The organism is Streptomyces sp. NBC_01428, from assembly GCF_036231965.1.
In the GTDB taxonomy this organism is placed as follows: domain Bacteria; phylum Actinomycetota; class Actinomycetes; order Streptomycetales; family Streptomycetaceae; genus Streptomyces.
Genome location: NZ_CP109499.1, coordinates 1,514,360 through 1,538,040 on the forward strand (window position 1 = coordinate 1,514,360; position 23,681 = coordinate 1,538,040).

Consider the following 23,681-nt stretch of genomic DNA (forward strand, 5'->3'; position numbering starts at 1 on the left):
CACAGTCGCCAGGATCGACGTCGTACAGCGCGGTCTCAGGGACGAGAGGCGGGACGTACGGATGGCGAAGCACTGGGCCGATTTCCAGTACGAGATCTATCTGAACGGGATGACGGGAGCCGTACCGCGGCTGCCGACCGATCTGACGCGGCTGGAGGAGCTCACCGAGCAGCGGCTCGGACCTGGCCCGGTCGGCTATGTGGCGGGCAGCGCCGGCAACGGCAGCACGGCGCGGGCCAACCGGGAGGCGCTCGACCGGCGCCGGATCGTGCCGCGCATGCTGCGTGACGTCCACGAACGCGACCTGTCCGTCGAGGTGTTGGGGCGTGCGCTGCCGGCGCCGATGGCGCTCGCGCCGGTCGGCGTGCTGTCGATCATGCACCCGGACGCGGAGACCGCCGCGGCTCGTGCGGCGGCCGCGCAGGGCGTGCCCTACATCCTGTCCTCCGCGTCCAGCACCCCCATGGAGCAGGTCGCCGAGGCGATGGGGGACGCCGAGCGCTGGTTCCAGCTGTACTGGGCGAAGGACCGCGAGGTCACCCGGAGTTTCCTGGAGCGGGCGAAGGCGGCCGGGTTCACCGCCCTGTTCGTCACGCTCGACACCCCGCTGCTGGCATGGCGGCCACGCGATCTGGACCAGGCGTACCTGCCGTTCCTGCACGGCGTGGGTACCGCCAACTACTTCTCGGACCCCGCGTTCCAGGCCGGTCTGGCCAAGCCGGTGCACGAGGACCCGAACGCGGCCGTGATGCACTTCGTGAGCATGTTCGCGGACCCCGGGAAGACCTGGCCCGACCTCGCGTTCCTCCGGGAGAACTGGGACGGGCCGATCGTCCTCAAGGGCATCCTGCACCCGAACGACGCCCGGCGGGCCGCCGAGGCCGGGATGGACGGCGTGGTGGTCTCCAACCACGGCGGCCGGCAGGTGGCCGGGTCGGTGGCGGCCGCCGACGCCCTGCCCCGCGTGGTGGACGCGGTGGGCAAGCGGATGACCGTCCTCTTCGACAGCGGGATCCGCACGGGCGACGACATCTTCAAGGCGCTGGCGCTCGGCGCCCGGGCGGTGCTCGTCGGACGGCCGTACGCGTACGGGCTGGGCCTCGACGGACAGGCCGGCGTCGAGCACGTGGTCCGCTGTCTGCTCGCCGAGTTCGACCTCACCCTCGCCCTGTCCGGGCACGCCCGCCCCGACACCCTCGGCCCCGACGACCTGATCGAGGAAACCGCATGACCGTCACGAAGAACGTCCTGGCCGTCGTCTCCCCGCACGTCGGAGGCCGTACGGCGGGGGCCGCGCTCGCCACCCTCTTCCCCGGCGAGGTGCGTGTCACCGTCGTGGAGTCGACGGACGAGGACCCGGCGGCGCTGCGCGCGGCACACGTCATCATCACGGGTCTGGGTCCGGTGACCGCCGAGCACATCGCCGCCGCACCGGACCTGGAACTGGTGCAGTGCGCGAGTCACGGCTTCGACTACGTCGACCTGGACGCCGCGCGCGGACGGGGCGTGCCGGTGTGCAACATCGGCTCCAGCGGGGCCGAGAAGCAGAACGTGGCCGAGCAGACCTTCGCCCTCATGCTCGCTCTCGCCAAGCAACTGGTGCCCGCCCACACGGCGTTGACCGAGGCGGACTGGGCGCTGCCGCGGCTCCAGCAGTCGATCACCGAACTGTCCGGCAAGACGCTCGGCATCATCGGACTCGGCCACATCGGCGAGGAGGTCGCCCGGCGGGCCGTCGCCTTCGACATGAGCGTGGTCTACGCCGGTCCGAAGCCGGTCCCCGCCGAGACGGAGGCCCGGCTCGGCGCCCGCCACGTCGGACTCGACGAACTGCTGCGCACGGCGGACTACGTGAGCCTGCACGCGCCGCTCACCGACGCGACCCGGCATCTGCTGAACGCGGAGCGGCTCGCGCTCCTCAAGCCGACCGCGTTCGTCGTCAACACCGCGCGGGGCGCCCTGATCGACCAGGACGCCCTCGCGGACGCGCTGCACGCGGGCGCCCTGGCCGGTGCCGGACTCGACGTCTTCGACCCCGAACCGCCCACTCCCGCCCTGCGGTTGCTCAAGGCGCCGAACGTGGTGCTCTCGCCGCACGTCGCCGGTGTCACCCGGGAGACGCTCGTACGGATCGCGCTGGCCGCCGTGCAGAACGCCGCGGACTTCGTGGCGGGCAAGACGCCGCGGGACGTCGTCTCCTAGATCTGTTCCGCGACGTCCCGGCTGCCCGGCGACGGGCGCGTCCGAGACCCCGCCACCCCGTACGCCCCGCCACCCCGCGCACCGGGCCGGTCCGCCGCGGCGAGACCGGCCCGGAGGGGTTCGGTGGTCCTACGAGCCCGCTCCGAGCACGGCGTCGGCGGAGACGGCGGCGCCCTCGGGCTCGCCGGGAGCTCCGGTGACACCGGTGGCCGAGACCGTTCCTGTCGGATCCACGTCCACCAACGGGTCGGTGAGTTCCCGGGTGTCGGGGAGCCGGATCGGCAGGGCGCCCGGTCCGGCCGGGCCCGGTGTGGCGGGACCCGGTGCGAGGGGCCGCGGTGGCGGTGTGGAGCGGTGGCCGTCGTCGACGGTCACCGACTTCGGCTCTCCCCCGGACACCTGCGGCCCGGTCCGCTCCGGCCCCGTCGTCCGCGCGTCGGCGGAGACACCGGTCGCGGGCGCCTCCGTGGGTTCGTCCGGTGCCTCGGAGCCGCCGTCCGCCGACGGGCCCCGACCGGTGGCCCCGGGCAGGGGGTTCGTCCCCACGACGGACTGGGAGTCGGGGCGGGGCGACGAGCCGTCGGTCCGCCACCGCTGGGCGTCGGATCCGTCACGGACCTTGACGAGCACATCGCCATTCGGGTCCGTGGACTCCGGAGCGACGGCCAGCCCGTCGTGCCAACGGGGCAGCAACTCCCCCTGCACCGTGAGGTCGTAGCGCATGTCCTTGCCGCGCTTCGCGTCCTCGGCGACGCAGCGGACGAGGAGGACGACACCGTTGTCGGCGTGCGAGTCGAGGCACAGGCCGGGATCGGCGACGCTGCGCAGCAGCCCGTCCTGCTCGTACGACCACTGCTGGGTCCAGGCGGACGAGCAGACCGCGAGCCTGGTCCCGACGCCCGCCTTGAGCGTCGTGCCCCGGATGTCGAGGCACAGGTCGGCGGCCAGGTTCCGCAGACGGGTGTGCTCCGCGGTCCCCGGCACGCCGGCCGGGGCGGAAGCGTCGGACCGCACCGGCGGAACCGGGGAGCCGGGGTCGGGCGCCAGGGTGCGGCTGCTGCTCGCGCCGGTGGTCGCCGCGGGGTCGGCTCCGCCGTCGTCGTTCGACCACAGGCTGACGGCGAGCACCGTCGCCAGCAGGGCGGCGGAGACCCCGGCCCCGGCGAGCAGCGCCTGCGAGGGCCGCTGTTCCGCCGGACGGGCCGCCCGGCGCCCGGGCGCCGCGATCTGCGCCAGCAGGCGATGACGTCCGCCGGATCCCGGCTCCGCTCCCGGCGCCGTCACGGGACGCGCGCGCCGACCGGGACGGCCGCTTCTCGCGGCGCGTCCCGCGGCGCTCTGCCGCCGCGCACCGAGCGGGGAGACGGTCCGGGGGCGCAGCGCTTGCCCCACCCGGCTCGGGCGGGACTCGAGATAGCGCCGTGCACCCCACCCCAGGACCGCCTCCGCGAGGAGGAATCCCAAAGCCTCCTCGAAATCGCGGAGTTGCTCGGCTGCGTGCCGGCAGTAGGCGCACTCCCCGAGATGCAGCCGGACATCCGGCAACAAGGTGCCGCCGCGGCGAATCTGCACATCGAGCAGCCTGTTGTAGAAACCGCATTCCCTGCTCGGCGCGAGTTCCCGGTGGGCGCGCACCAGACCTTCGCGGAATTGGTCGCGGGCCTGTTCCAGAGCGGCCGACGCGGTGTCCGTGTCCATGCCCGCCAGGCCGGCCGGGACGGATAGCGGCTCGGCTTCCACCTCGGTGTGCCAGAGCAGGCAGCGGGCGAGTCCGGGAAGACCCAGGAATGCCCGTTCGGTGAGCCTCCGGTTTTCCGCCGTGAGGGTCTTGGCCGTGCGCATACCGCGGCCGCCCGCGGGTTTCCGCAGATCCGGAAGCGCGCCGGATATCCGCCCGTCCCCCGCCCAGTCCCTGACCGTGTCCCGCACGGTCACGAGGAACCGGGGCCGCAGCGCGAGGCCGGACTCGCCCTCCCCGAGCCGGCCCAGCACCTGGTGGAAAGCGGTCGCGGCGACCATGGCGGCGACGTCGGTCTGCGTGGCGAGGCAGATCACCGCGTAGTCGTACGTCGGCTGCCAGTGGCGGGCGGTCAGCAGGGCGACGGGGCGCGTCGCTTCGCCGTGCGGCCGGCCCCTGAGCAGGCCGGCGAGGTCCTCGTCGGACTCGCCGGGAACGCCACTGGGCGGATACGGGGGAAGCGGTGGGCGGGGGGTGTGCACGGAGCGGGTTCCTTCCGAGGCGCGTGGAGGCACGCGGAAAATACTGGCCCGCCGAAAAGGAGTCCTGATTGGTGTGTACCTTTTTGACGGAGCGCCGGGAAAACGGCCGGGGACGAAGGCCGTACGGCGACCGTCGGACAGGAGCCTTTCGAGCCCGTCGACAGCCGGGGATGACGAACAGCGATTCAGCCCCGGGCATTGACCAGGCGCAGGGGGATCACCCTCGCACAACACGCTCGCGACCAACAAGACACATGGGCCACGGCGGCCTTATTGAAAGAATGTCAAAAGGCACGTCGGCAACACACCCGGATCGCACCGGCATTCGATATTCATGCGCCCCGTGTGAACCGTATGCACCCGCCGGTGCCGCTCGCACGCTTCCGGCGCGCACGGCCTCGTAGTCCACTGGGGACCGGCCCTTCTCGGAGGCCCCGCGCGGAACGGCGGCTCTCCCGCGCGAAACGGCCGCCGACCCCGTTCCTCCCGCCCTCGGTCGGCGGCCCGAGAGAGCCTCGCGCGGCGCGCGCCGGCGACCGGGTGCGCTCCGGACGTCAGGCGGTCTTCCTGCCGGTCAGGGCGAGCAGCCGTTCCAGCGGTGTGGCGTCGGGAGCGGGTCCGGCCGCGGGCCCGAAGGCTCCCGAGGCCCGTGCGCCCTCCGCGATCCGTTCCGCGACGGCCGTCGCGGTGGCGACGACGTCGTCGTCCGCCGCGAAGGTGCTGCCGGTGGCGACGGCCAGGTCCCAGCCGTGCACGGTCAGTTCCATGATGGTGATCGTCCCGGCGAGGGCCGCGGGCCGCGTGCTCCCGAAGAACGGCGTCTCCCCCTCCCACGCCGCCGGCTCGGCCCAGGCGTCGGCGAGCCGGCCGACGAGCGGCGGGAAGACCACCCAGGGCGCTGCGGTCAGGGGGCCGGGGGCACCTGCCGGCAGTGGTTCCTTGGCGGCGGCGTGCAGGCCGGCGACCAGGGTGCCGAGCAGGTGCTCGCTGAGCCGGTGGACATCGAAGTCGGCACAGGGCGTGGGGAGTTCGCGTTTCCCGTCGAGGGCTTGCTGCCCCGCGTGGTCCTGGAGGGTGCGGGCCGCGCGGGCCAGTTGGCCGGCGAGGTCCACGGCGTGGGTGTTCATGGCGGTCTCTCCTGTTCGGCGGGCGGACCGAGGAAGGACGGACCGCTCACCAGGAACAGACCCGGCCCGGCCCGGAAAGGAATCGGTCCGGCCTTCCGGAGGCGCGGGCCACGCCGAGAGGCGGGCGCCCGGCCTCGGAACGGCCGGGGTCCCGGAGCCCGGCCGACGACTGTCCGAGGCAGGGGCTCCGGAACACGCCCTGCGTGTCAGCTCCGCCAGAGGCCCGTCCTGCGGTAGCCCGGCTCCCAGAAGAGGCGGTTGAGGGCGCGGACCGGCGGGGGCAGCGCGCCGAGGAACGTGGCGCGGTCGGCGGGCGCCACCCCGTCGACGATCCACGGGACGAACACCGCCGCTCCCCTCAGCCCCTGCGTCCTGCGGATCCGGCCGGTGAAGGCGGCCCAGTCCTCGGGGGTCAGCACCTCCTGGATGAGTGGCAGGGCGCTCCGCTCCTCGTGCGCGAGGTGGTCGTCGAGGGTCGTCGCCAACGCGTGCACCAGGGAGGGCAGTTCGGCGGACCGGTCCCGCAGCGCCCGCTCCACGGCCGTCAAACGGGGGTCGAGCTCGGCGTGTTCGGCGGCCATCTCCGCCAGCAGGGCGATGTCGCGGGGCCTGCCCTCGACCCGGCGCTCGACCCGCGGCCAGAGGTCACTGTCCTCCGCGGTGTGGTGGATGTGCAGTTGCCGGGTGAAGTTGGCCCAGCCGGCGCGGACCCCGGCGGTATCGGCGGCGCCGTCGGCGGCGGCCTTGCCGAGGCGTTCCAGGTCGCGCCGGAAGGCGTCGTGGGCGGCGTACATGACGGTGAGGTCGATGCTCATGAGCTCGCTTCCTCCAGTTCGGTCGGTTCGGGCTCGTACACGGGCAGGGCGTGCGGGTTGGCGGACGGGCCGCGGTGCCGGGCGACGGCGAGGCAGGCGAGAGCGCCCGTCAGCAGGACCGCCGCGGAGACCAGCACCGCGGGGCGCATGGCGTCCACGAAGCCGTGCCCGTACACCTGGCCGCCGAGCGCGCGCATGCGGTCGGCGACGTCGTGCGGCACCCCGGTCGGCGTGGGGGCCGTCTGCCCGGCGGACACGTCGGTCTCGGCCCGGGAGAAGGCGGCGACGAAGCCGTCGCGGTAGCCGGCCGGGAGCGCTCCGGCGCGCCGGCGCGCCTGGTCGGTCAGCGACTGGGCCAACTGCGCCTGGAGCACCGCTCCGACGACGGCCCCCGCGAGGACCGAACCGACCTGCCGCAGCGCGTTGTTCACGCCCGAGGCCGCTCCGGAGAGCCGCGCCGGGACGTTGCGCATGACCTCGGTGGCCATCGGCGCGAACGTGCAGCCGGCGCCGAGACCGGCGAGGAAGAGGGGGAAGGCGACCGCCGTCCAGCCGGAACCGACGTCGGCGGCGGTGACGATCCAGACCAGGGCGCCGGTCCAGGCGAGCAGCCCGGTCATGAGGATGTACTTGCCGCCGATCCGGTCCGCGAGGACCCCGGCGGGCCCCGCCATGACGAACGATCCGAGGGCGAGCGGCAGCAGCACGAGGCCGGACTTCAGGGCGCTGAACCCGAGGACGGACTGGAGGTAGATCGTGAGGGGCAGGAACATCCCGATGACCCCGAACGACACGGTGACGCCGACGAAGTTGATCAGGGTGAAGCTGCGGTCGCGGAAGAGGGAGAAGGGCACGAGCGGATCACCGTCCTGCCGGCCGCGTTCGTGGAGGAGGAACCACGCGAAGAGCACCGCGGCCGCGCCGAGCAGCGTCCGGATCCAGCCGTTCCAGTCGTAGCGCTGTCCCTCGGTCAGGGCGAAGGCCAGGCAGAAGAGGGCACTTGAGGCGAGCAGTACGCCGACGGTGTCGAACCGGTGCCGTACCGAACGGCGCGCACCGGGGATGATCGCGACGGCGAGGAGCAGCACCACGGCGCCGAGCGGGAGATTGACGTAGAAGATCCAGCGCCAGTCGAGGTGCGTGATGAGCGCGCCCCCGACGATCGGGCCGAGGGCGCCCGAGATGCCCGCGACGGCCCCCCAGACGCCCATCGCGGCGCCCCTGCGGTCGGCGGGGAACACCTCGGCGATGATCGACAGGGTCTGCGGCATGAGCAGCGCGGCACCGAGGCCCTGGACCGCGCGGAAGGCGATCAGCTGGGGCGGGTTCTGCGCGAGGCCGCAGGCCAGGCTGGCGAGCGTGAAGACGGTGACCCCGGCGAGGAACAGAGTGCGTTTGCCGCGCAGGTCTCCGAGGCGTCCCGCGGTGATGAGCAGGACGGCGAGGGCCAGGGTGTAGGCGTTGACGACCCACAGGATCTCGTCGAGGGAGGCGTCCAGGTCCTGGCCCATGTCGGGGATGGCGATGTTGACGATCGTCAGGTCGAGGAGCGTCATGAAGAAGCCCAGGGAGAGCGTGACGAGGATCGCCCAGGGGTTGCCGTGCCATTTCTTGAACACGATGTGTGTCTCCTTGTGCCGGAACAGCCGAGTGCGGGGAGACCGGACTCGCGTTCAGGAGGGCGACCGGCGCGAGCGGTGTGACACCCAGGACGGGCCATGAGACGTACGTCACAGTCGGGGCGTCCGCTGTCACACTCGGCCCGCCGTTTCCCTCGCTGTGGTGAGAGCCGAGGGAGGCGAGCCATGTCCGAGAGTCCCGAGCCCGACGCGCAGGCCGCGACGCGGGTCTTCGTCGAGCACCGCGAGCTGCTGTTCGCGATCGTCTACAACATCCTCGGCACCGTCGCCGACACCGAGGACGTGCTCCAGGAGACCTGGTTGTCGTGGACGGGCCGGGCGCACCGCGCACCGCTGGACGACATCGTGAATCCGCGCGCCTATCTCGTGCGCATCGCGGTCAACCACGCGCTGGCGCGCCGCGCCGCCATCAGCCGGCGCCGTGAGACGTACGTGGGCCCCTGGCTCCCGGAGCCGCTCCTGGACGAACCCGGCGAGGGCGAGCGGGCCGACGACCGCACCCTGCGCTCCGAGTCCGTCTCCCTGGCGATGCTCGTCGTCCTGGAGTCACTGACCCCGCTGGAGCGCGCGGTGTTCGTCCTCAACGAGGTGTTCGGTTACGCGCACACCGAGATCGCGCAGGTCATCGACCGCAGCCCGGCGGCGGTCCGGCAGCTGGCGCACCGGGCCCGCGGTCATGTGCACGCGCGCCGTCCGCTGTACCGGGCGCATCCGCGGGTGCGCCGACAGGCCACCGAGCGCTTCGTGGCGGCGGCGCTCGGCGGTGACATCGCGGCGCTGATGGAGATCCTCGCGCCGGACGTCACGGTGTGGACGGACGCCGGCGGCAAGGGCCGTGGGGCGGCGGGGCTGCGGCCGGTGCAGGGACGGGACAAGGCGGCCCGGCTGCTCGCGGGCTACGCCACGCGCCGCGGCTCGGGCCTCGACATCCACTACCGGCGGGTGAACGGCGACGACTCCGCGGTGGTCTTCGAGGGCGGCTCGCCGTACGCGGTGATGGTCATGGACCTCACCCCGGACGGCGAGCAGGTCTCCGACGTCTACATCGTCACGAATCCCGAGAAGCTCGCGCACGTACGCCGTGACGAGACGGCCGGCGTGGACGGGCCCGAGGGGACGGCGGAGGAGAGCCGCGCGTGAGCGGCTCGGCCGTGGAGGCCTGGACTCTCAGGCGGCCGGGACCTCCAGGCGGCTGATCCGCAGTCCGCCGTCGTCCGCGCCGGGGTGTCCGCTCGTCATGGCCAGCCGCAGCCGTGCACCGCGGACGCCGTCGAAGGTGATCACGGTGGGCGTGTCCGACGCGTCGGCCCAGTCGACCGTGGCTCCCCGCACCGGCACATGGCGGTGCCCGTCCCACACCGACACCTCGACGGTCGCCGGCCGGGTGTGGGTGGCGTCGACGGTGAAGGAGACCTCGACACGGTCGATCCGGCGGGAGCGCGCCCAGGAGACCGAGACCCAGTCGGCGGCGCGGGCCCCGGCGAAGGCGGGGAGCAGCGCGGTCGCCGCCTTGTAGAAGGCGTTGGACCAGCCCGTGCCGGGGTCGCCGTCGAGCATCGCGGCCGGGAGAGCGTCGGTGCGGCCCGAGTAACTGGCGTCGGGGAAGGGCTGGTTCGGGGCGGCGGGATGCTCGGGTGCGAACCGGGGCGCGGGGGTGGTGGCGCCCGGCCCGGCGGCGGTGGCGCGTACGGTCGTGGTTCCCGCGCGGAGTCCCTCGGCGCGGCCGGTGACCTTGAGCGCCCCCGCCCGTGTCCCGGAGCGGACGATGGCGAGCGCCTTTCCGTGGAAGGCGGTTCGGGTGCTCGCCTGATAGCGCTCGGCGCTCTCCTGGCGGCCGTTGTCGAGGCCGGCGAGCGATCCGCCGTCGGCGTCGAAGGTGATGAGGTGCTCCGCGTCGGGCACCACGACACCCCGGGCGTCGACGATCTCGGCGGTCACGAACACCAGCGACCTGCCGTCCGCGGCGAGCGACGGGCGGTCGGGGGTGAGACGGACGGCGTGCGGGGCGCCCGCGGTCCGCAGCACGTCGGTCGCCACGACGCGGCCCGCGCGTCGGGCCACGGCCTTCAACTCCCCCGGGCGGTAGGGGACTTTCCAGGTGAGGTGCAGTTTCCCGGCGCTGCCGTTCGGGCTCGTGTAACTCCCGGGGTACGGGCCGTCGGTGAACGTCTTGTCGTCGCCGGTCGCCTCCGTCGTCTCCAGGTAGGTCCGGCCGTCGCCGGTCCGCTTGGTGTCGAACGTGCGCGTGCCGAGGGACGTGCCGTTGAGGAACAGTTCGACGGTGTCGACGTTCGCGTAGGCCCAGACCTCGACGGTCTCCCCGGCCGGGTGGTTCCAGCTCATGGGCAGCAGATGGACCATGGGCTCACTCGTCCACTGGCTCCGGAACAGGTGGTACATGTCCTTGGGGAAGCCGGCCGTGTCGACCGCGCCGAAGAAGGACGCCTTCACCGGGAACACGTCGTAGGGCGTGGGTTCCCCGATGTAGTCGATGCCGGACCAGAGGAACTGGCCCGCGAACCACCGGCGGTCGCGGTCCTTCTTGTGTCCGTACTCGCCGCTCATGGTCCAGGAGGCGAGGTTGTTGTCGTAGGAGGAGACGGCCCGCCGTCCCGGCGTGTGGTTCTCGCCGGTGTTGAGGTGTTCCGGCTCCTGGTACGCGGAGCGGGTGGAGGTCTCGGAGGACGACTCGGACTCGAAGAGGAACAGGTGCGGGTAGGCGGCGTGCAGGGCGTCGACGGACTTGGCGGTGTTGTAGTTGAGGCCGAGGCCGTCGAGTCGGGCGAGCATGAGGTCGGCCGCCGACCCCTTGGCCGGCAGGCGGCGGTACTTGTCCGAGCCGATGACGAGCGGGCGGGTGTCGTCCGCCGCCTTCACGGCGGCGATGATCCGGTCGGCCATGACGAGACCGGCGGTGGAGGTGGAGTCGGGGATCTCGTTGCCGATGGACCACAGCACCACGGCGGGCGAGTTGCGGGCCGCGAGGACCATCTCCGTGGCGTCCCGCTCGCACCACTCGTCGAAGAAGCGCCCGTAGTCGTAGGCCGTCTTGCCGGTGCGCCAGCAGTCGAAGGCCTCCACCATCATCACGATGCCGAGTTCCTCGCAGACCTCGACGATCTGCGGCGAGGGCGGATTGTGCGAGGTGCGGAAGGCGTTGACCCCCATGGACTTCATGATGGTCATCTGGCGGCGCACGGCGTCGACGCTGACCGCCGCGCCGAGCGCGCCCTGGTCGTGGTGCAGGTCGACGCCCTTGATCTTGGCGTGGACGCCGTTGAGGTGGAAGCCCTCGTCCGGGTCGAAGCGGACGGTCCGGATGCCGAAGCGGGTGCTGTACGTGTCGACGACGGTGGCCCCGACCCGTAGTTCGGTCTCCAGTGTGTAGCGGTGGCCGGGGGTCGCGAAGTCCCACAGCCTGGGCTCGGCGACGGTCAGTTCGTGGGTCACGTCGGAGCGGTCGGCGACGCCGGCCGTGCTCTCGGCACGGGCGGCCGTGCGCCCGTCGGGGCCGACGATCCGGGAGGTCACCCGGACGTCGGCGGGAGCACCGGAGTCGTTGGCGACCGTCGTACGGACCCGGACGACCGCTCGTTCCCCGCTGACCTCGGGCGTCGTGACGCAGGTCCCCCACCGCGCCACGTGGACCGGCCCGGTCACGACCAGGCGGGCCTCACGGTAGATGCCGCTGCCCGAGTACCAGCGGCTGCTGGGGAGTTGGTTGCGCACCTGGACCGCGATGACGTTCTCGGTGCTGCCGTCCGTGTGGAGCAGGTCCGTCAGGTCGAAGGCGAACCCGGTGTACCCGTAGGGGTGATGGCCCACCTCCTCACCGTTGCAGTACACGGTGGCGTCCATGTACACGCCGTCGAACTCGACGGAGACGCGCCGGCCGGTGTCGGCGGAGGGCAGGGTGAAGGCGGTCCGGTACCAGCCGAGGCCACCGGGGAAGAAGCCGGTGCCGCTGGTGGTCCCGTGCTCCGTGGTGGGCGTCTGCTCGATGCTCCAGTCGTGCGGGACGGCCACCGAACGCCACGCCGAGTCGTCGTAGCCGGGCCGCTCGGCCCCCGTGTAGGCACCCGAGGGATCGGTGGTGCCGCCCGGGTCGACCAGCGCGAAGCGCCAGCCGTCCCGCAGCGTGATCGTCCGCCGGCCCGGACCACCGCCGGGAACCGCCGCCACGGCTCCGTCCGCTCCCGCGAGAGCGCCGACGGCGGGGACGGCCGTTCCCGCTATCAGTACCGACCGTCGAGTGATCGTCATCGCGGCTCTCCCCCGTCAGGGCGCATAAGTCATCACTATTGATCGTGAACAAACAGATTCTGACGGGAGGCAACACGGGACCGTCAAGGGTCTTGACACCACTTCCGTCCCTGCCTTCACATCGGCCGAAAACCTCCGTACGAATGGCTGTCGGCAGCATCCCCGTTCGGGGGTGCCCGCGCCGTACAGGCCCTAGGCTGGAAGCGGAATGACGCGCTTGTTCACTGTGGGTGTGCGCAAGGGAAAGTGGCGACGATGAGCCCGGTCCATCCTCTCGACGAAGCCGCCACGGCACGGGCGGTCATCGACGGGAACGGCATCCTGATCCGCTGGAGCGAAGGCGCCCGGCGGCTGCTGGGGCACGCCCCCGAGGAGGTCGAGGGTCGCCCGGCGGCCGATCTGCTGGCCCCCGGCGCGGAGATCGAACCGCCCGGACCCGCGGGCCGCCGCTGGGACGGCATGCTCGCTCTGCGTCACCGCGACGGACAGGTCGTCGACGTCTGGCTGCTCGCCCACCACCTCGACGGCACCGACGACTGGCTGCTGGTCACCCCGCTGGACGGCCGGCAGCCCCGCGCCCAGGACGACTCCCTGATCCGCGCCGTGCTCACCCAGTCGCCCTGCGCCATGGCCGTCTACGACGAGCGCCTGCGGCTCTACGGGATCAACGACGCGATGTCCCAGGTGATCGGCCTCCCCGAGGACCGGATCAGGGGCCTCACCGTCGCGGAGATCGGTGGCAGACCGGCCAGCAGGGAGATCGAACGCGAGATGGCCGACGTCCTCGCCTCCGGCCGGGGACGCGACGTGGAGACGTACGCCCGTGCCGGCGGTGAGGACCGGGCGCACGCCTGGCTCGCCCGGATCGCCCCGCTGACCGACACCGACGGGCGGGTCCGCGGGGTGTGCGTGGCGGTCCACGACGTCAGCGAGCAGTACCGGGCCCGCGAGCGGCTCCAGCTGGTCAACGAGGCGAGCGTACGGATCGGTACCACCCTGGACGTCACCCGGACGGCCGAGGAACTCGCCGACGTCTGCGTGCCGGCCCTCGCCGACTTCGTCAGCGTCGATCTCCTGGACCCTCCGGAGAACGGCGGCGAGTACCCCTCCGGGCCGCCGACCACCCCGGTCACGCTGCGCCGCGCCGCCCACCGGTCGGTGAACCCGGGCTCCCCCGAGGCGGTCGTACCGCCCGGCACCCTCGACGTCTACCCGGCGTCCTCGCCGCAGGCCGACTCGCTGGTCGCCGGCCGCCCGCTCGTCGCGCCGAACGCCGACGGCACGCTGGAGCAGTGGCTCGCCTGGGACGAACGCCGCGGCAAGCGCGTCGCGGAGTACGGCGTCCACACCACCATGTCGGTGCCCATCGCGGCCCGCGGCAAGACCCTCGGCGTCGCCGTGCTCAGCCGGTTCTCCCGGCCCGAGCCGTTCACCGCCGACGACGTCCTGCTCGCCGAGGAGGTCACGGCCAGGGCCGCCGTCTGCATCGACAACGCCCGCCGCTTCTCCCGCGAGCGGGAGACCGCGCTGGCCCTGCAGCGCAGCCTGCTCCCCCAGTCCCTGCCCCGGACCGCCGCCCTGGAGGCGGCCTCCCGCTATCTGCCCGCGGCGCGTGCCGGGGTCGGAGGCGACTGGTTCGACGTCATCCCGCTGTCCGGGCTGCGGGTCGCCATGGTCGTCGGCGACGTCATCGGCCAGGGCATCCAGGCGTCCGCGACCATGGGCCGGCTGCGCACCGCCGTCCGCACCCTCGCGGACATCGACCTCGCCCCGGACGAACTGCTCACCCACCTCGACGACCTCGTCGTGCGGCTGTCCACCGAAGCAGGCGCCGAGGGCACCACCGGCGAGGTCGGCGCCACCTGTCTGTACGCGGTGTACGACCCGGTCTCGCGCCGCTGCACCCTCGCCCGGGCCGGCCATCCGCCGCCCTTCGTGCTGCCGCCGGACGGCCCGCCCCGCCAGATCGACGTACCCCCGGGACCGGCGCTCGGCCTCGGCGGACTGCCCTTCGAGTCCGTCGAACTGGAGCTGGCCGAGGGCACGGTGCTCGCGCTGTACACCGACGGTCTGGTCGAGAGCCGCGAACGGGACGTCGACGCCAGCCACCGGTTGCTGTGCGGGGCCCTGAAGGAGTCGGCGCAGTCCCTGGAGGGGGCGGCCCACGCGATCCTGCGGGCGCTGCTCCCGGCGGGCGGCGCGCCGGACGACGTGGCGCTGCTGCTCGCCCGTACGCACGGACTCGCCGCGTCCAACGTGACGACCTGGGACATCCCGGCCGACCCCGCGCTCGTGGCGCCGGTCCGCAAGCAGGTCGCCGACCAACTGGACCACTGGGGGCTGACGGCGGCCACGTTCACGGCGGAACTGGTGGTGAGCGAACTCGTCACGAACGCCATCCGCTACGGCGAATCGCCCATCAGGCTCCGGCTCATCCACGACGACGAGACCCTGATCTGCGAGGTGTCCGACAGCAGTCACACCGCGCCGCATCTGCGCCGGGCGAAGACCTTCGACGAGGGCGGACGCGGGCTGCTCCTCGTCGCGCAGCTCACGCAGCGCTGGGGCAGCCGGCACACACCGGAGGGCAAGACCATCTGGGCGGAGTTGTCCCTTCTCGGCGAGGAGTGAGGGCGCTCGGGGGGAACGGGTGTCACGTCTGATGTGATGGGCCGCGCCGCCATCACCGCCCGGAGGACCGAACCCTGAACAGCCCGCTCATGCCCAGCGTCGTCCCGCCGTTCCCCGGTGGCACCGGCGCGCGGGCCACCCCCCTCGCCGACGCTCTCTCGGCGGGCCCGGGAGCCCACCTCGCCGCGCCGCTCGCCGGCGCCCTCGGCAGTCCGTTCGCCGAGGCGCTGTCCGTCGTCCTGCTCGTGGCCGTCCTCGTCTGCGCGGTGGTCCGGCCGTTCAACTGGCCCGAGGCGGTCGTGGCCGTGCCCGCCGCGGGTCTGGTCCTGTTGACGGGGGCCATTTCCTGGGATCACGCGCGGGACGAGGCGGGCCACCTGGGGCCGGTCATCGGCTTCCTGGCGGCGGTGCTCGTCCTGGCCAAGTACTGCGACGACGAAGGGCTCTTCCGGGCCTGCGGCGCGTGGATGGCCCGCTGGGCCGCCGGGCAGCCGGGCCGGCTGCTGACCGCGGTCTTCGTGCTCGCCTCGGCGATCACGGCGGTGCTCAGCCTGGACGCCACGATCGTGCTGCTCACCCCCGTCGTGTTCGCGACCGCCGCGCGCATGGGGGCCCGGCCCAAACCGCACGTCTACGCGTGCACGCACCTCTCCAACACGGCCTCCCTCCTGCTGCCGGTCTCCAACCTCACCAACCTGCTCGCGTTCACCACCAGCGGGCTGAGCTTCACCCGGTTCGCCGCGCTGATGGTGCTGCCCTGGCTGGTCGCCATCGGCGCCGAGTACCTGGTGTTCCGGCGCTTCTTCGCCCGCGACATCGCGGCGGGCGCCTCCTCCCGGGCGGTCGGGGAGCCGCCGGAACTGCCGCTGTTCGCACTCGTCACCGTGGGCTGCACCCTCGCCGGGTTCGTCGTCGCCTCGGCGGTCGGGATCGATCCCGCCTGGTCCGCGACCGCGGGGGCGCTCGTCCTCGCGACACGCGCGCTCGTCCGCCGCCGCACCACCCCGCTCGCCGTGGTGCGGGCCGCCGGGCCGTCGTTCCTGGCCTTCGTCCTCGCGCTCGGCATCGTCGTGCGCGCCGTCGTCGACAACGGGCTGGCCGACGCGCTCGGCGACCTCCTCCCGGGCGGCTCCTCGCTGGCGTCACTGCTGGGCATCGCGGCGATCGCCGCCGTCCTGGCCAACCTGATCAACAACCTGCCGGCGGTGCTCGTCCTGCTGCCGCTGGCCGCCGGATCGGGCTCGGGCGCGGTGCTGGCCGTCCTGCTCGGCGTCAACATCGGGCCCAACCTGACGTACGCGGGTTCCCTGGCGACGCTGCTGTGGCGGCGTATCGTCCATCAGCACGAACACGGCGTCGACCTGAAGGAGTTCACCCGGCTGGGCCTGATCGCCGTGCCGGCGGCGCTCGTGCCCGCCGTACTGGCCCTGTGGGTCTCGCTCCAGGTCATCGGAGGTTGATGGACATGCGGGTGGTCGTCTGGCTGGTCGAGGGAACGTGGCACGCGTGCGTGGACGCCGTCCGCACACACGCCCCCGGCGCCACCGACGTGGTGCTGCTGCACGTCGCCGACCCGGGTGTGCCCGGGCTCGCGCACGGGGCGTTCGCGGGGCTGCTCGGCCGCGGACGCTCCGAGGCCGACCCGGGCGACCTCCTGGAGACCCTCGGGACGGCGTCCGGCGCGGAACTCCTCGACGCCGCGGCCGAACGCCTGGGCGGCCCGGCGACGCGGGCGGAGCGCGCGGGCCGTGCCGAGCGCGAGGTGGTCGCCGCGGCCGAGGGCGCCGACCTGCTCGTGGTGGCGCGCGACGGGGACCGGGCGCGGCTCGGTCCGCACAGTCTGGGACCGGCCGGACGCTTCGTCGTCGACCACGCGCCCTGCCCGGTGCTGCTCGTCTGGCCCGAACCGGCCCCGGACGTCACGACGATGCCTCCCCCGCCGCCGCACCCCCCGCACCCTCCGGAGCCCCCGCACCCGCCCGGGCCGCCGCACCCCCCGCGTCCGTAGGCCGTCGCCCGACGGGCTCCCGCGCACGCTGGAGCCGGCCCCACCGGATGAGGCCGGGTCCTGGGCCGTCCGCGCCGTGATCAGGGCGTACGTGGCCGAAGGGCGACCCTGTGGCGGAGGGCCCGCCTTGACGGATCAGGGGCGCACGCGCTTTGATCCTGGCGTGCCGTGGTGCGACCCGGCACACAGAGGTACGCCCAGCCGGTAGTGGACTCGCTTCAAGTCCGGCCAAAGTCGCCAGGATCGCTCGCAGCGTCCGAGGCGGGGACGTACTCGCGATTGATGGAGCGGACATGCCCCCCGTCAAACGTGCTCTCCGCGCCGGAGTTCTGGGTACCGCCACAGCTCTGGCCGGCCTTCTCGCCCTCGCCGGCTGCGGCTCGGGGAAGGACACCGACGTCTCGCCGAAGACCCCGCGCGGGACCACCGGCGCGCCGGCCCCGTCGTCGAAGCCGAAGCCGTCCCGGACCGCGGCCGAACCCTCGGCGGACTCGGGCAAGCGCTCGTCCGGCTCGCCGGAACCGACCCGAGGCAGCGACCCGAAACCGACCGCCGTCGAACTCCCGCCGCTGCACGCGGGCTTCGACTACCAGATCGGCGGCGCCTACCCCCCGGCCCCGGGGGTCCGCATCGTCAGCCGCGACCGTTCCTCGTCGCCCGCGCCCGGCCTGTACAACATCTGCTACGTCAACGCCTTCCAGGCACAGCCGGAGGAGCGCGGCCAGTGGCCCGCCGACCTGCTGCTGCGGGACGCGGACGGCAAGGTCGTCGTCGACAAGGACTGGGACGAGGCGCTGCTGGACATCAGCACGCCGGACAAGCGCCGCCGGGTGGCGGCGCGCGTCGACCGCTGGATCGACGCGTGCGCCGACAAGGGCTTCGACGCGATCGAGCCGGACAACTACGACAGTTACACGCGCTCCCGGAAGCTGCTGTCGGCGGACGACGCGACGGCCTTCATCTCCCTGCTGTCGGCGCGCGCGCACGCCCGGCATCTGGCGATCGGGCAGAAGAACACCGTCGAACTGTCCGGGGCCAGGTCCCGGGCCGGGCTCGACTTCGCGGTGGCGGAGGAGTGCGGCGAGTACGACGAGTGCGGTGCGTACGCGAAGGCGTTCCACGACCGGGTGGTCGTCATCGAGTACACCGACAGCGGTCTGCGCAAGGCCCGGGCTGCCTACGGGAACCGGCTGAGCATCGTGCGCCGGGACGTGCTGGTCTCGACGCCCGGCAACGCGGACTACGTCCGCCGGACCCGCTGACAGGGGGCCGGGATGACCCGCGCGATACCGCGGCGCCTGGTCCTCGGCGCGGCGGCGGCCGGCGCGCTCGCCGGCTGCGCCGGCCCGTCGGACGGCGTCGGCTCGGACGGCACGGTGACCGTCGAGCTGTGGCACGGCCAGAACGACACGGCCCGTAAGGCCGTGGAGGCTCTGGTGGCCGAGTTCAACCGCACGCATCCGCGCATCCGCGTGGACAGTTCGGGCGGCGGGGTGCTCGCCGACGCGATGCTCCAGAAGGTGACGGCCGCACTCGCCGCCGGCTCCTACCCCGACATCGCCTACGTCTTCGGCTCCGACCTGGCGAGCGTCGCCCGCAGTCCCCGGGTCGTCGACCTGACGTCGGCGCTGCGCGGCGGCAGCCCGCCGTGGAACTCGTTCTGGCCGCCGGTACGGGACGCCGTCACCGTCAACGGCGCCGTGCGCGCCGCTCCGGCGGCCCTCGACTCGCTGGCCGTCGTCTACAACAAGAAGCTGTTCCGGCAGGCCGGGATCCCGTTTCCGGAAGCCGGCTGGACCTGGGACGCGTTCGTCGACACCGCGCGCCGGCTCACCGCGTCCGGCCGGGGCGTGTTCGGCACGGGCTGGCCGGGCACGGGCGACGAGGACACCGTCTGGCGGCTGTGGCCCATGATCTGGGACCTCGGCGGCGATGTGGTCGCCGCCGACGGCAAGGGCATCGGGTTCGCCGCACAGGGCGCCCGGGCCCTTTCGACCCTCGCCCGGCTGGCCCACGACAAGAGCGTCTACGTCGACCCGAAGACCGGCAGCGAGCAGATGTACCAGGTGTTCCTGGGCGGCCGCATGGGCATGGTGGCGACGGGGCCCTGGCAACTGCCGGACATCCGCGCCGCGAAGGTCGACTACGGCGTCGTCCCGCTCCCGTCGTACAGCGGCAGGCCGGTCACCATCTCCGGACCGGACACGTGGACCGTGTTCGACAACGGCTCGGCCCGTTCCCGGGCGGCCGTCGAGTTCGTCCGGTGGATGGTCCAGCCGTCGCAGGACGCCCGCTGGGACATCTCCGCCGGCGGACTGCCGCTGACCTCGGCCACGGCCCGCCGGGCCGAGTGGCGCCGGCACGCGGAGACCACCGAGGGTCTCGACGTGTTCACCGCCGCGCTGGACTCCGCCCGGGTCCGGCCCGTGCACGCGGCCTACCCGCAGATCTCCCAGGCCCTCGGTGAGGCCGTCGTCTCGGTCCTGCTCGGCAAGGACTCCCCCGCGCAGGCCGTCCGCCGGTGCGCGGACCGGGCCGACGCGGCCCTGCTCATCCCCCGGTGACGTCTCCCCGAGACGCTCCCTGCTGACTTCCAGGTGAAGGAGGCCGTCATGTCCACTCTTCCCCGCGCCCTCACGCTCCCCCCGGGCGCCACCGTGAACCCCGCCGCCGCACGCCGCGCCGCGCGCCGCCGTTCCCGCCGCGAGACCGCCACGGCCTGGGGCTTCATCAGCCCGGCCGTCGTCGTGATCCTCGGGCTCAGCATCGTGCCCGTCGTGTGGTCGCTGCTGCTCTCCTTCCGCGCCGACGACCTGGTCACCCCGGGCCGCTGGGTCGGGCTCGACAACTACCGCGCACTCGCACAGGACCCCAACTTCCGTACGGCGGTGGGCAACACGCTGGTGTACACCGCGCTGTACGTACCGCTCAGCCTGGTCGGCGGGCTCGTCCTCGCGCTCGCGCTGAACCGCCGTATCCGTTTCATCGGCCTCTACCGCACCCTCGTCTTCGTCCCGTTCGTGGTGTCCGCCACCGCGCAGGGCGTGCTGTTCTCCTTCATCCTCGACCCCGAGTTCGGCGTCGCGAACGCCCTGCTCCACCAGCTCGGTTTGTCCTCGCAGGGCTTCCTCACCGACCCGGACCAGGCGATCTATCTGCTGGTGCTCGTCTCGCTGTGGAGCGGCGTCGGCTTCTGCGTCGTGGTCTACCTGGCCGCGCTCCAGGACGTGCCGCCCGAACTCGTGGAGTCGGCGCGCATCGACGGGGCCGACCGCTGGCGGGTGCTGCGCCACATCACCCTGCCGACTCTCACGCCGGTCACCGTGTTCCTGCTGCTGTGGCAGCTGATCATGGCGCTCCAGGTCTTCGACCTGATCTACGTGACCACGAAGGGCGGGCCGCTGGGCTCGACCGCCGTGGTCGTCTACTTCGTCTGGCAGCAGGCGTTCCAGATGTTCACTGCGGGCTACGGGGCCGCGGCGGCGTACGTCCTCGCGGTGGCCCTGCTGGCGGCGGGCGGCGCTCTGCGGCTGGCCCGGCGCCGGCAGGGTCGTACGGAAGGAGCGGTGCGATGAGTTCACCCGGGACCTCACGGCGGCCGAGCGGCTGGCATCTGGCGCTGGCGCCGTTGGCGCTGGCCTTCGCGCTGCCGCTGCTGTGGCTGGTGCTCAGCTCGGTGATGTCAGACGCCGAGATCAACCGGTTCCCGCCCGCGCTGTGGCCGAAGGGCATCGACCTGGGCGGCTACCGCTATGTGCTCGGGAACGCCATGTTCCCCCGCTGGTTCGCCAATTCGCTGATCGTCGCGTCGGTGGCCGTCCTGTCGAACCTGCTGCTCGGGGCGCTCGGCGGGTACGCGTTCGCCCGGATGCGGTTCGCCGGGTCACGGCTGCTGCTCGCTCTGATGCTGGCGACGATGGTGATCCCCTTCCAGCTCACGATGATCCCCACGTTCCTGGTGATGAAGGAGCTGGGGCTCATCGACACGCTCGGCGCGCTGATCGTGCCGTCGCTCGTCACGCCGTTCGCGGTGTTCCTGTTCCGGCAGTTCTTCCTCGCCCTGCCCCGGGAGATGGAGGAGGCGGCCTGGATCGACGGGTGTTCGCGGCTTCGGGTCCTCTTCTCGATCGTGCTGCCGCTGGCCCGGCCGGCGCTCGCCACGGTGGCCGTGCTCACCTTCCTGAGCACCTGGAACGACCTGTCGTGGCCGCTGATCGCGATCAACCACGACACCCAGTACACCCTGCAGCTCGGCCTGACGACGTTTCAGGGACAGCACCACACACGGTGGTCCGCGGTGATGGCGGGCAACGTGATCACGGTGCTGCCCGTGCTCGTGGCGTTCCTGCTCGCGCAGAAGACCTTCGTCCAGTCGCTCACGTCCAGCGGCCTGAAAGGCTAGTCCATGACGAAACCCTTCGATCTGCTGGTCGTCGGCGACGCCAACCCCGACGTCGTGGTGGGTCCGCTGCGCGGCCCCCTGCGGTTCGGCCAGCGTGAACAACTCGTCGAGCACGGCGGTCTGGTGCTCGGCGGCTCCGCGGCGATCATGGCGTGCGGGGCGGCCCGCCTCGGGCTGCGGGTCGCGTTCGCGGGCCGGGTCGGCGACGATCCGGCGGGCGCCTTCGTCCGCGCCGCGCTCGCCGCACGCGGCGTCGACGTCGGCTCCCTCGTGACGGACCCCGGCCTGCCCACCCCGCTCACCACGGTCGTCACGGCCGGGGACGGCGACCGGGCCATCCTCACCGCGCCCGGCTGCCTCACCTCGACCGGGCCCGAGGACGTACCCCGGGACCTTGTCGCGGCGGCCCGGCACGTGCACACGGCCTCCTTCTTCCTGATGCCCCGTCTGGCGCGCTCCCTCGCGGCGCTGTTCACCCTCGCCCACGACCTGGGCGCGACCACCTCGCTCGACACCAACGACGACCCGGCCGGACACTGGGACAAGGGGCTCGTGGACCCGGTGCTCAAGGTCACCGACGTCCTGCTGCCCAACGCCGCGGAGGCGTGCGCGCTGGCCGGGGAACCTCAACTGGTCCTGGCCGCCGCCCTCCTGGCCGGACAGGGGCCGACGGTCGTCGTCAAGGACGGGGCCGACGGCGCCCTCGCGTGCGGGGCGACGACCCGACTGACGCGGGTCCCCGCGGCGCCGGCCGACCCGGTGGACACGGTCGGTGCCGGCGACAGCTTCGACGCCGGGTTCGTCGCCGCGAGGCTGCGCGGTCTCGACCTGCCCTCGTCGCTCGCGGTGGCCGCGGCCTGCGGCTCGCTGTCGACCCGCGCCCACGGCGGGACCGCCGCCCAGCCCACGTGGGACGAGGCGATCGCCGCGGCCCGGCACGTCTCCCCCGACGTGAACACCGCTCCGAACCACCGCACTTCGCAGGACCCCAGCACCCCCGACACCTGGAGCCGTACATGAACGACGTCACCGCCCCGAAGATCGCCTTCGTCGGAGCCGGGAGCGTGGTGTTCACCCAGGGACTGCTGGCCGACCTGTTCACCTTCCCCGAACTCGCGCACACGCGGATCGCGTTGCACGACATCGACGCGGAACGGCTGGACACGGCCGAGGGCGCCGCCCGGTACATCGCGGGGGTCCGGGGCGCCAAGCCCGTGATCACCACCCACCTGGACCGGCGGGCGGCCCTTGCGGACGCGGACTTCGTCATCAACATCATCCAGGTCGGCATGGACCGCGCCACCCGGACGGACTTCGACGTCCCCGCCCGCTACGGGCTGCGCCAGACCATCGGGGACACGCTCGGCATCGGCGGCATCTTCCGTGCCCTGCGCACCTTCCCCGTGCTGCGCTCCCTCGCCGCCGACATGAGCGAACTCTGCCCGGACGCACTGCTGTTGAACTACACCAACCCGATGGCGATGAACGCCCTCTACCTGAGCCGCGTCGCGCCCGCCCTGCGGGTGACGGGGCTGTGCCACTCGGTGTACTGGACGATGCACGACCTCGCCCAGCTCGTCGGAGTGCCCTTCGAGGAGGTCACCTATCTGGCGGCCGGGGTCAACCACCAGGCCTGGGTGCTGCGGTTCGAGCGCGCGGGCCAGGACCTCCACCCCCTCCTGGACGAGGTGATCGCCCGGGACCCGGAGCTGCTGCGCAGGGTCCGGGTGGACATGTACCGCAGGCTCGGCCACTACCCGACCGAGACGAGCGAGCACTCCTCGGAGTACGTGCCGTGGTACCTGCACCACGACAGCGAGATCGAGCGGCTCAGGCTGCCGGTCGGCGCCTACCTCGACATCATCGAGGAGAACGCGGCGAGTTACGCGCGCACCCGCGAGGCCCTCGCGTCGGGGACGCCCCTGCCGGTCGAGGGAACCCTGGAGTACGCCCCGCAGATCATCCACAGCGTCCTCACCGGCACCCCGCGCACGGTCTACGGCAACGTGCCCAACCGCGGGCTGATCGACAACCTTCCCGCCGACAGCGTCGTCGAAGTGCCGTGCCTGGTGGACGCGTTGGGGGTGCAGCCCACCCGGGTCGGCGCGCTGCCGCCGCAGTGCGCGGCGCTGAACAGCGCGTACGTCGCCGTCAACGACCTGGTGGTCCGCGCCGCGACCGACAACGAACCGCGTCACATCCGGCACGCCGCGATGGCCGACCCGGCGACCGCGGCGGCGCTCCCGGTCGAGCGCATCTGGGACCTGTGCGACGACCTCGTACGGGCCCACGGGGATCTGCTGCAGCCCGGGTTGCGGGGGGAACTCGGCCACTGACCGCCGGTGGCACGGGCAGGGCGGACGGCGCGGCGTC

17 protein-coding genes are annotated in these 23,681 nt (G+C 72.8%); 12 read left to right on the forward strand and 5 right to left on the reverse strand.

From position 1 onward, the window contains the following. Positions 1-61 precede the first annotated feature (61 nt). Both OG406_RS06595 and OG406_RS06600 read left to right on the forward strand, forming a co-directional pair. Positions 62-1,231 carry a lactate 2-monooxygenase gene (locus OG406_RS06595; protein ID WP_164371135.1) on the forward strand — a complete coding sequence of 390 codons (1,170 nt, stop codon included), beginning with the start codon at positions 62-64 and terminating at the stop codon, positions 1,229-1,231. Beyond that, positions 1,228-2,202 (forward strand): 2-hydroxyacid dehydrogenase, encoded by a 975-nt coding sequence (locus OG406_RS06600; RefSeq protein ID WP_164371136.1) that lies wholly within the window; start codon positions 1,228-1,230, stop codon positions 2,200-2,202. Before OG406_RS06595 ends, OG406_RS06600 begins: the two co-directional genes overlap by 4 nt. A 129-nt stretch (positions 2,203-2,331) precedes the next feature. Here OG406_RS06600 and OG406_RS06605 read toward each other — a convergent pair whose 3' ends face one another. From OG406_RS06605 to OG406_RS06620, 4 genes are all read right to left on the reverse strand, one after another. Then, positions 2,332-4,422, reverse strand: a complete 2,091-nt coding sequence (locus OG406_RS06605) for a ricin-type beta-trefoil lectin domain protein (RefSeq protein WP_329184661.1) — start codon at positions 4,420-4,422, stop codon at positions 2,332-2,334. A 554-nt stretch (positions 4,423-4,976) separates the two neighbouring features. Then, complete coding sequence (locus OG406_RS06610; RefSeq protein WP_329184663.1) at positions 4,977-5,549, reverse strand: TIGR03086 family metal-binding protein; 573 nt, start codon at positions 5,547-5,549, stop codon at positions 4,977-4,979. 206 nt (positions 5,550-5,755) lie between these two features. Then, complete coding sequence (locus OG406_RS06615; protein ID WP_164371139.1) at positions 5,756-6,364, reverse strand: hemerythrin domain-containing protein; 609 nt, start codon at positions 6,362-6,364, stop codon at positions 5,756-5,758. After that, complete coding sequence (locus tag OG406_RS06620) at positions 6,361-7,983, reverse strand: MFS transporter (RefSeq protein WP_164371140.1); 1,623 nt, start codon at positions 7,981-7,983, stop codon at positions 6,361-6,363. The genes OG406_RS06615 and OG406_RS06620 overlap by 4 nt, the downstream gene beginning before the upstream one ends. Before the next feature lie 186 nt (positions 7,984-8,169). Between OG406_RS06620 and OG406_RS06625 the strand changes: the two genes are divergently transcribed. Beyond that, positions 8,170-9,144, forward strand: coding sequence for a sigma-70 family RNA polymerase sigma factor (locus OG406_RS06625; protein ID WP_164371141.1), 975 nt, complete (start codon positions 8,170-8,172; stop codon positions 9,142-9,144). Positions 9,145-9,171: 27 nt separating this feature from the next. On the opposite strand, the gene OG406_RS06630 is transcribed toward OG406_RS06625, so the two are convergent. Beyond that, a complete protein-coding gene (locus tag OG406_RS06630; protein WP_329184667.1) occupies positions 9,172-12,267 on the reverse strand; it encodes a glycoside hydrolase family 2 TIM barrel-domain containing protein in 3,096 nt (1,031 codons plus the stop codon). A gap of 255 nt (positions 12,268-12,522) precedes the next feature. Between OG406_RS06630 and OG406_RS06635 the strand changes: the two genes are divergently transcribed. The 9 genes from OG406_RS06635 (at position 12,523) to OG406_RS06675 (ending at position 23,644) form a co-directional block, all read left to right on the forward strand. Next, positions 12,523-14,898 (forward strand): SpoIIE family protein phosphatase, encoded by a 2,376-nt coding sequence (locus OG406_RS06635; protein WP_329184669.1) that lies wholly within the window; start codon positions 12,523-12,525, stop codon positions 14,896-14,898. 89 nt (positions 14,899-14,987) lie between these two features. Further along, a complete protein-coding gene (locus OG406_RS06640; RefSeq protein WP_266617836.1) occupies positions 14,988-16,358 on the forward strand; it encodes an arsenic transporter in 1,371 nt (456 codons plus the stop codon). Between the two features lie 5 nt (positions 16,359-16,363). Then, positions 16,364-16,906 (forward strand): universal stress protein, encoded by a 543-nt coding sequence (locus OG406_RS06645; RefSeq protein ID WP_329190676.1) that lies wholly within the window; start codon positions 16,364-16,366, stop codon positions 16,904-16,906. A 293-nt stretch (positions 16,907-17,199) separates the two neighbouring features. After that, the gene (locus OG406_RS06650) at positions 17,200-18,168 is read left to right on the forward strand and encodes an endo alpha-1,4 polygalactosaminidase (protein ID WP_329184673.1); all 969 of its coding nucleotides are present in this window, start codon (positions 17,200-17,202) and stop codon (positions 18,166-18,168) included. A 12-nt stretch (positions 18,169-18,180) separates the two neighbouring features. Then, the gene (locus OG406_RS06655; RefSeq protein WP_267049205.1) at positions 18,181-19,470 is read left to right on the forward strand and encodes an ABC transporter substrate-binding protein; all 1,290 of its coding nucleotides are present in this window, start codon (positions 18,181-18,183) and stop codon (positions 19,468-19,470) included. 48 nt (positions 19,471-19,518) lie between these two features. Continuing rightward, positions 19,519-20,481 carry a carbohydrate ABC transporter permease gene (locus tag OG406_RS06660; RefSeq protein ID WP_329184675.1) on the forward strand — a complete coding sequence of 321 codons (963 nt, stop codon included), beginning with the start codon at positions 19,519-19,521 and terminating at the stop codon, positions 20,479-20,481. Then, complete coding sequence (locus OG406_RS06665; protein WP_266617829.1) at positions 20,478-21,308, forward strand: carbohydrate ABC transporter permease; 831 nt, start codon at positions 20,478-20,480, stop codon at positions 21,306-21,308. Before OG406_RS06660 ends, OG406_RS06665 begins: the two co-directional genes overlap by 4 nt. A 3-nt stretch (positions 21,309-21,311) precedes the next feature. Then, the gene (locus tag OG406_RS06670; RefSeq protein ID WP_329184679.1) at positions 21,312-22,328 is read left to right on the forward strand and encodes a carbohydrate kinase family protein; all 1,017 of its coding nucleotides are present in this window, start codon (positions 21,312-21,314) and stop codon (positions 22,326-22,328) included. Next, a complete protein-coding gene (locus OG406_RS06675) occupies positions 22,325-23,644 on the forward strand; it encodes an alpha-glucosidase/alpha-galactosidase (protein ID WP_329184681.1) in 1,320 nt (439 codons plus the stop codon). The genes OG406_RS06670 and OG406_RS06675 overlap by 4 nt, the downstream gene beginning before the upstream one ends. Positions 23,645-23,681 lie beyond the last annotated feature (37 nt).

Bases quoted from the DNA above. Each gene is read 5' to 3' on its own strand.
- OG406_RS06640 (WP_266617836.1), top strand. From the start codon at position 14,988: ATGCCCAGCGTCGTCCCGCCGTTCCCCGGTGGCACCGGCGCGCGGGCC.
- OG406_RS06670 (WP_329184679.1), top strand. From the start codon at position 21,312: ATGACGAAACCCTTCGATCTGCTGGTCGTCGGCGACGCCAACCCCGAC.
- OG406_RS06615 (WP_164371139.1), bottom strand. From the start codon at position 6,364: ATGAGCATCGACCTCACCGTCATGTACGCCGCCCACGACGCCTTCCGG.
- OG406_RS06675 (WP_329184681.1), top strand. From the start codon at position 22,325: ATGAACGACGTCACCGCCCCGAAGATCGCCTTCGTCGGAGCCGGGAGC.
- OG406_RS06645 (WP_329190676.1), top strand. From the start codon at position 16,364: ATGCGGGTGGTCGTCTGGCTGGTCGAGGGAACGTGGCACGCGTGCGTG.
- OG406_RS06635 (WP_329184669.1), top strand. From the start codon at position 12,523: ATGAGCCCGGTCCATCCTCTCGACGAAGCCGCCACGGCACGGGCGGTC.
- OG406_RS06610 (WP_329184663.1), bottom strand. From the start codon at position 5,549: ATGAACACCCACGCCGTGGACCTCGCCGGCCAACTGGCCCGCGCGGCC.
- OG406_RS06600 (WP_164371136.1), top strand. From the start codon at position 1,228: ATGACCGTCACGAAGAACGTCCTGGCCGTCGTCTCCCCGCACGTCGGA.
- OG406_RS06630 (WP_329184667.1), bottom strand. From the start codon at position 12,267: ATGACGATCACTCGACGGTCGGTACTGATAGCGGGAACGGCCGTCCCC.
- OG406_RS06595 (WP_164371135.1), top strand. From the start codon at position 62: ATGGCGAAGCACTGGGCCGATTTCCAGTACGAGATCTATCTGAACGGG.
- OG406_RS06660 (WP_329184675.1), top strand. From the start codon at position 19,519: ATGTCCACTCTTCCCCGCGCCCTCACGCTCCCCCCGGGCGCCACCGTG.
- OG406_RS06625 (WP_164371141.1), top strand. From the start codon at position 8,170: ATGTCCGAGAGTCCCGAGCCCGACGCGCAGGCCGCGACGCGGGTCTTC.
- OG406_RS06650 (WP_329184673.1), top strand. From the start codon at position 17,200: ATGCCCCCCGTCAAACGTGCTCTCCGCGCCGGAGTTCTGGGTACCGCC.
- OG406_RS06665 (WP_266617829.1), top strand. From the start codon at position 20,478: ATGAGTTCACCCGGGACCTCACGGCGGCCGAGCGGCTGGCATCTGGCG.
- OG406_RS06655 (WP_267049205.1), top strand. From the start codon at position 18,181: ATGACCCGCGCGATACCGCGGCGCCTGGTCCTCGGCGCGGCGGCGGCC.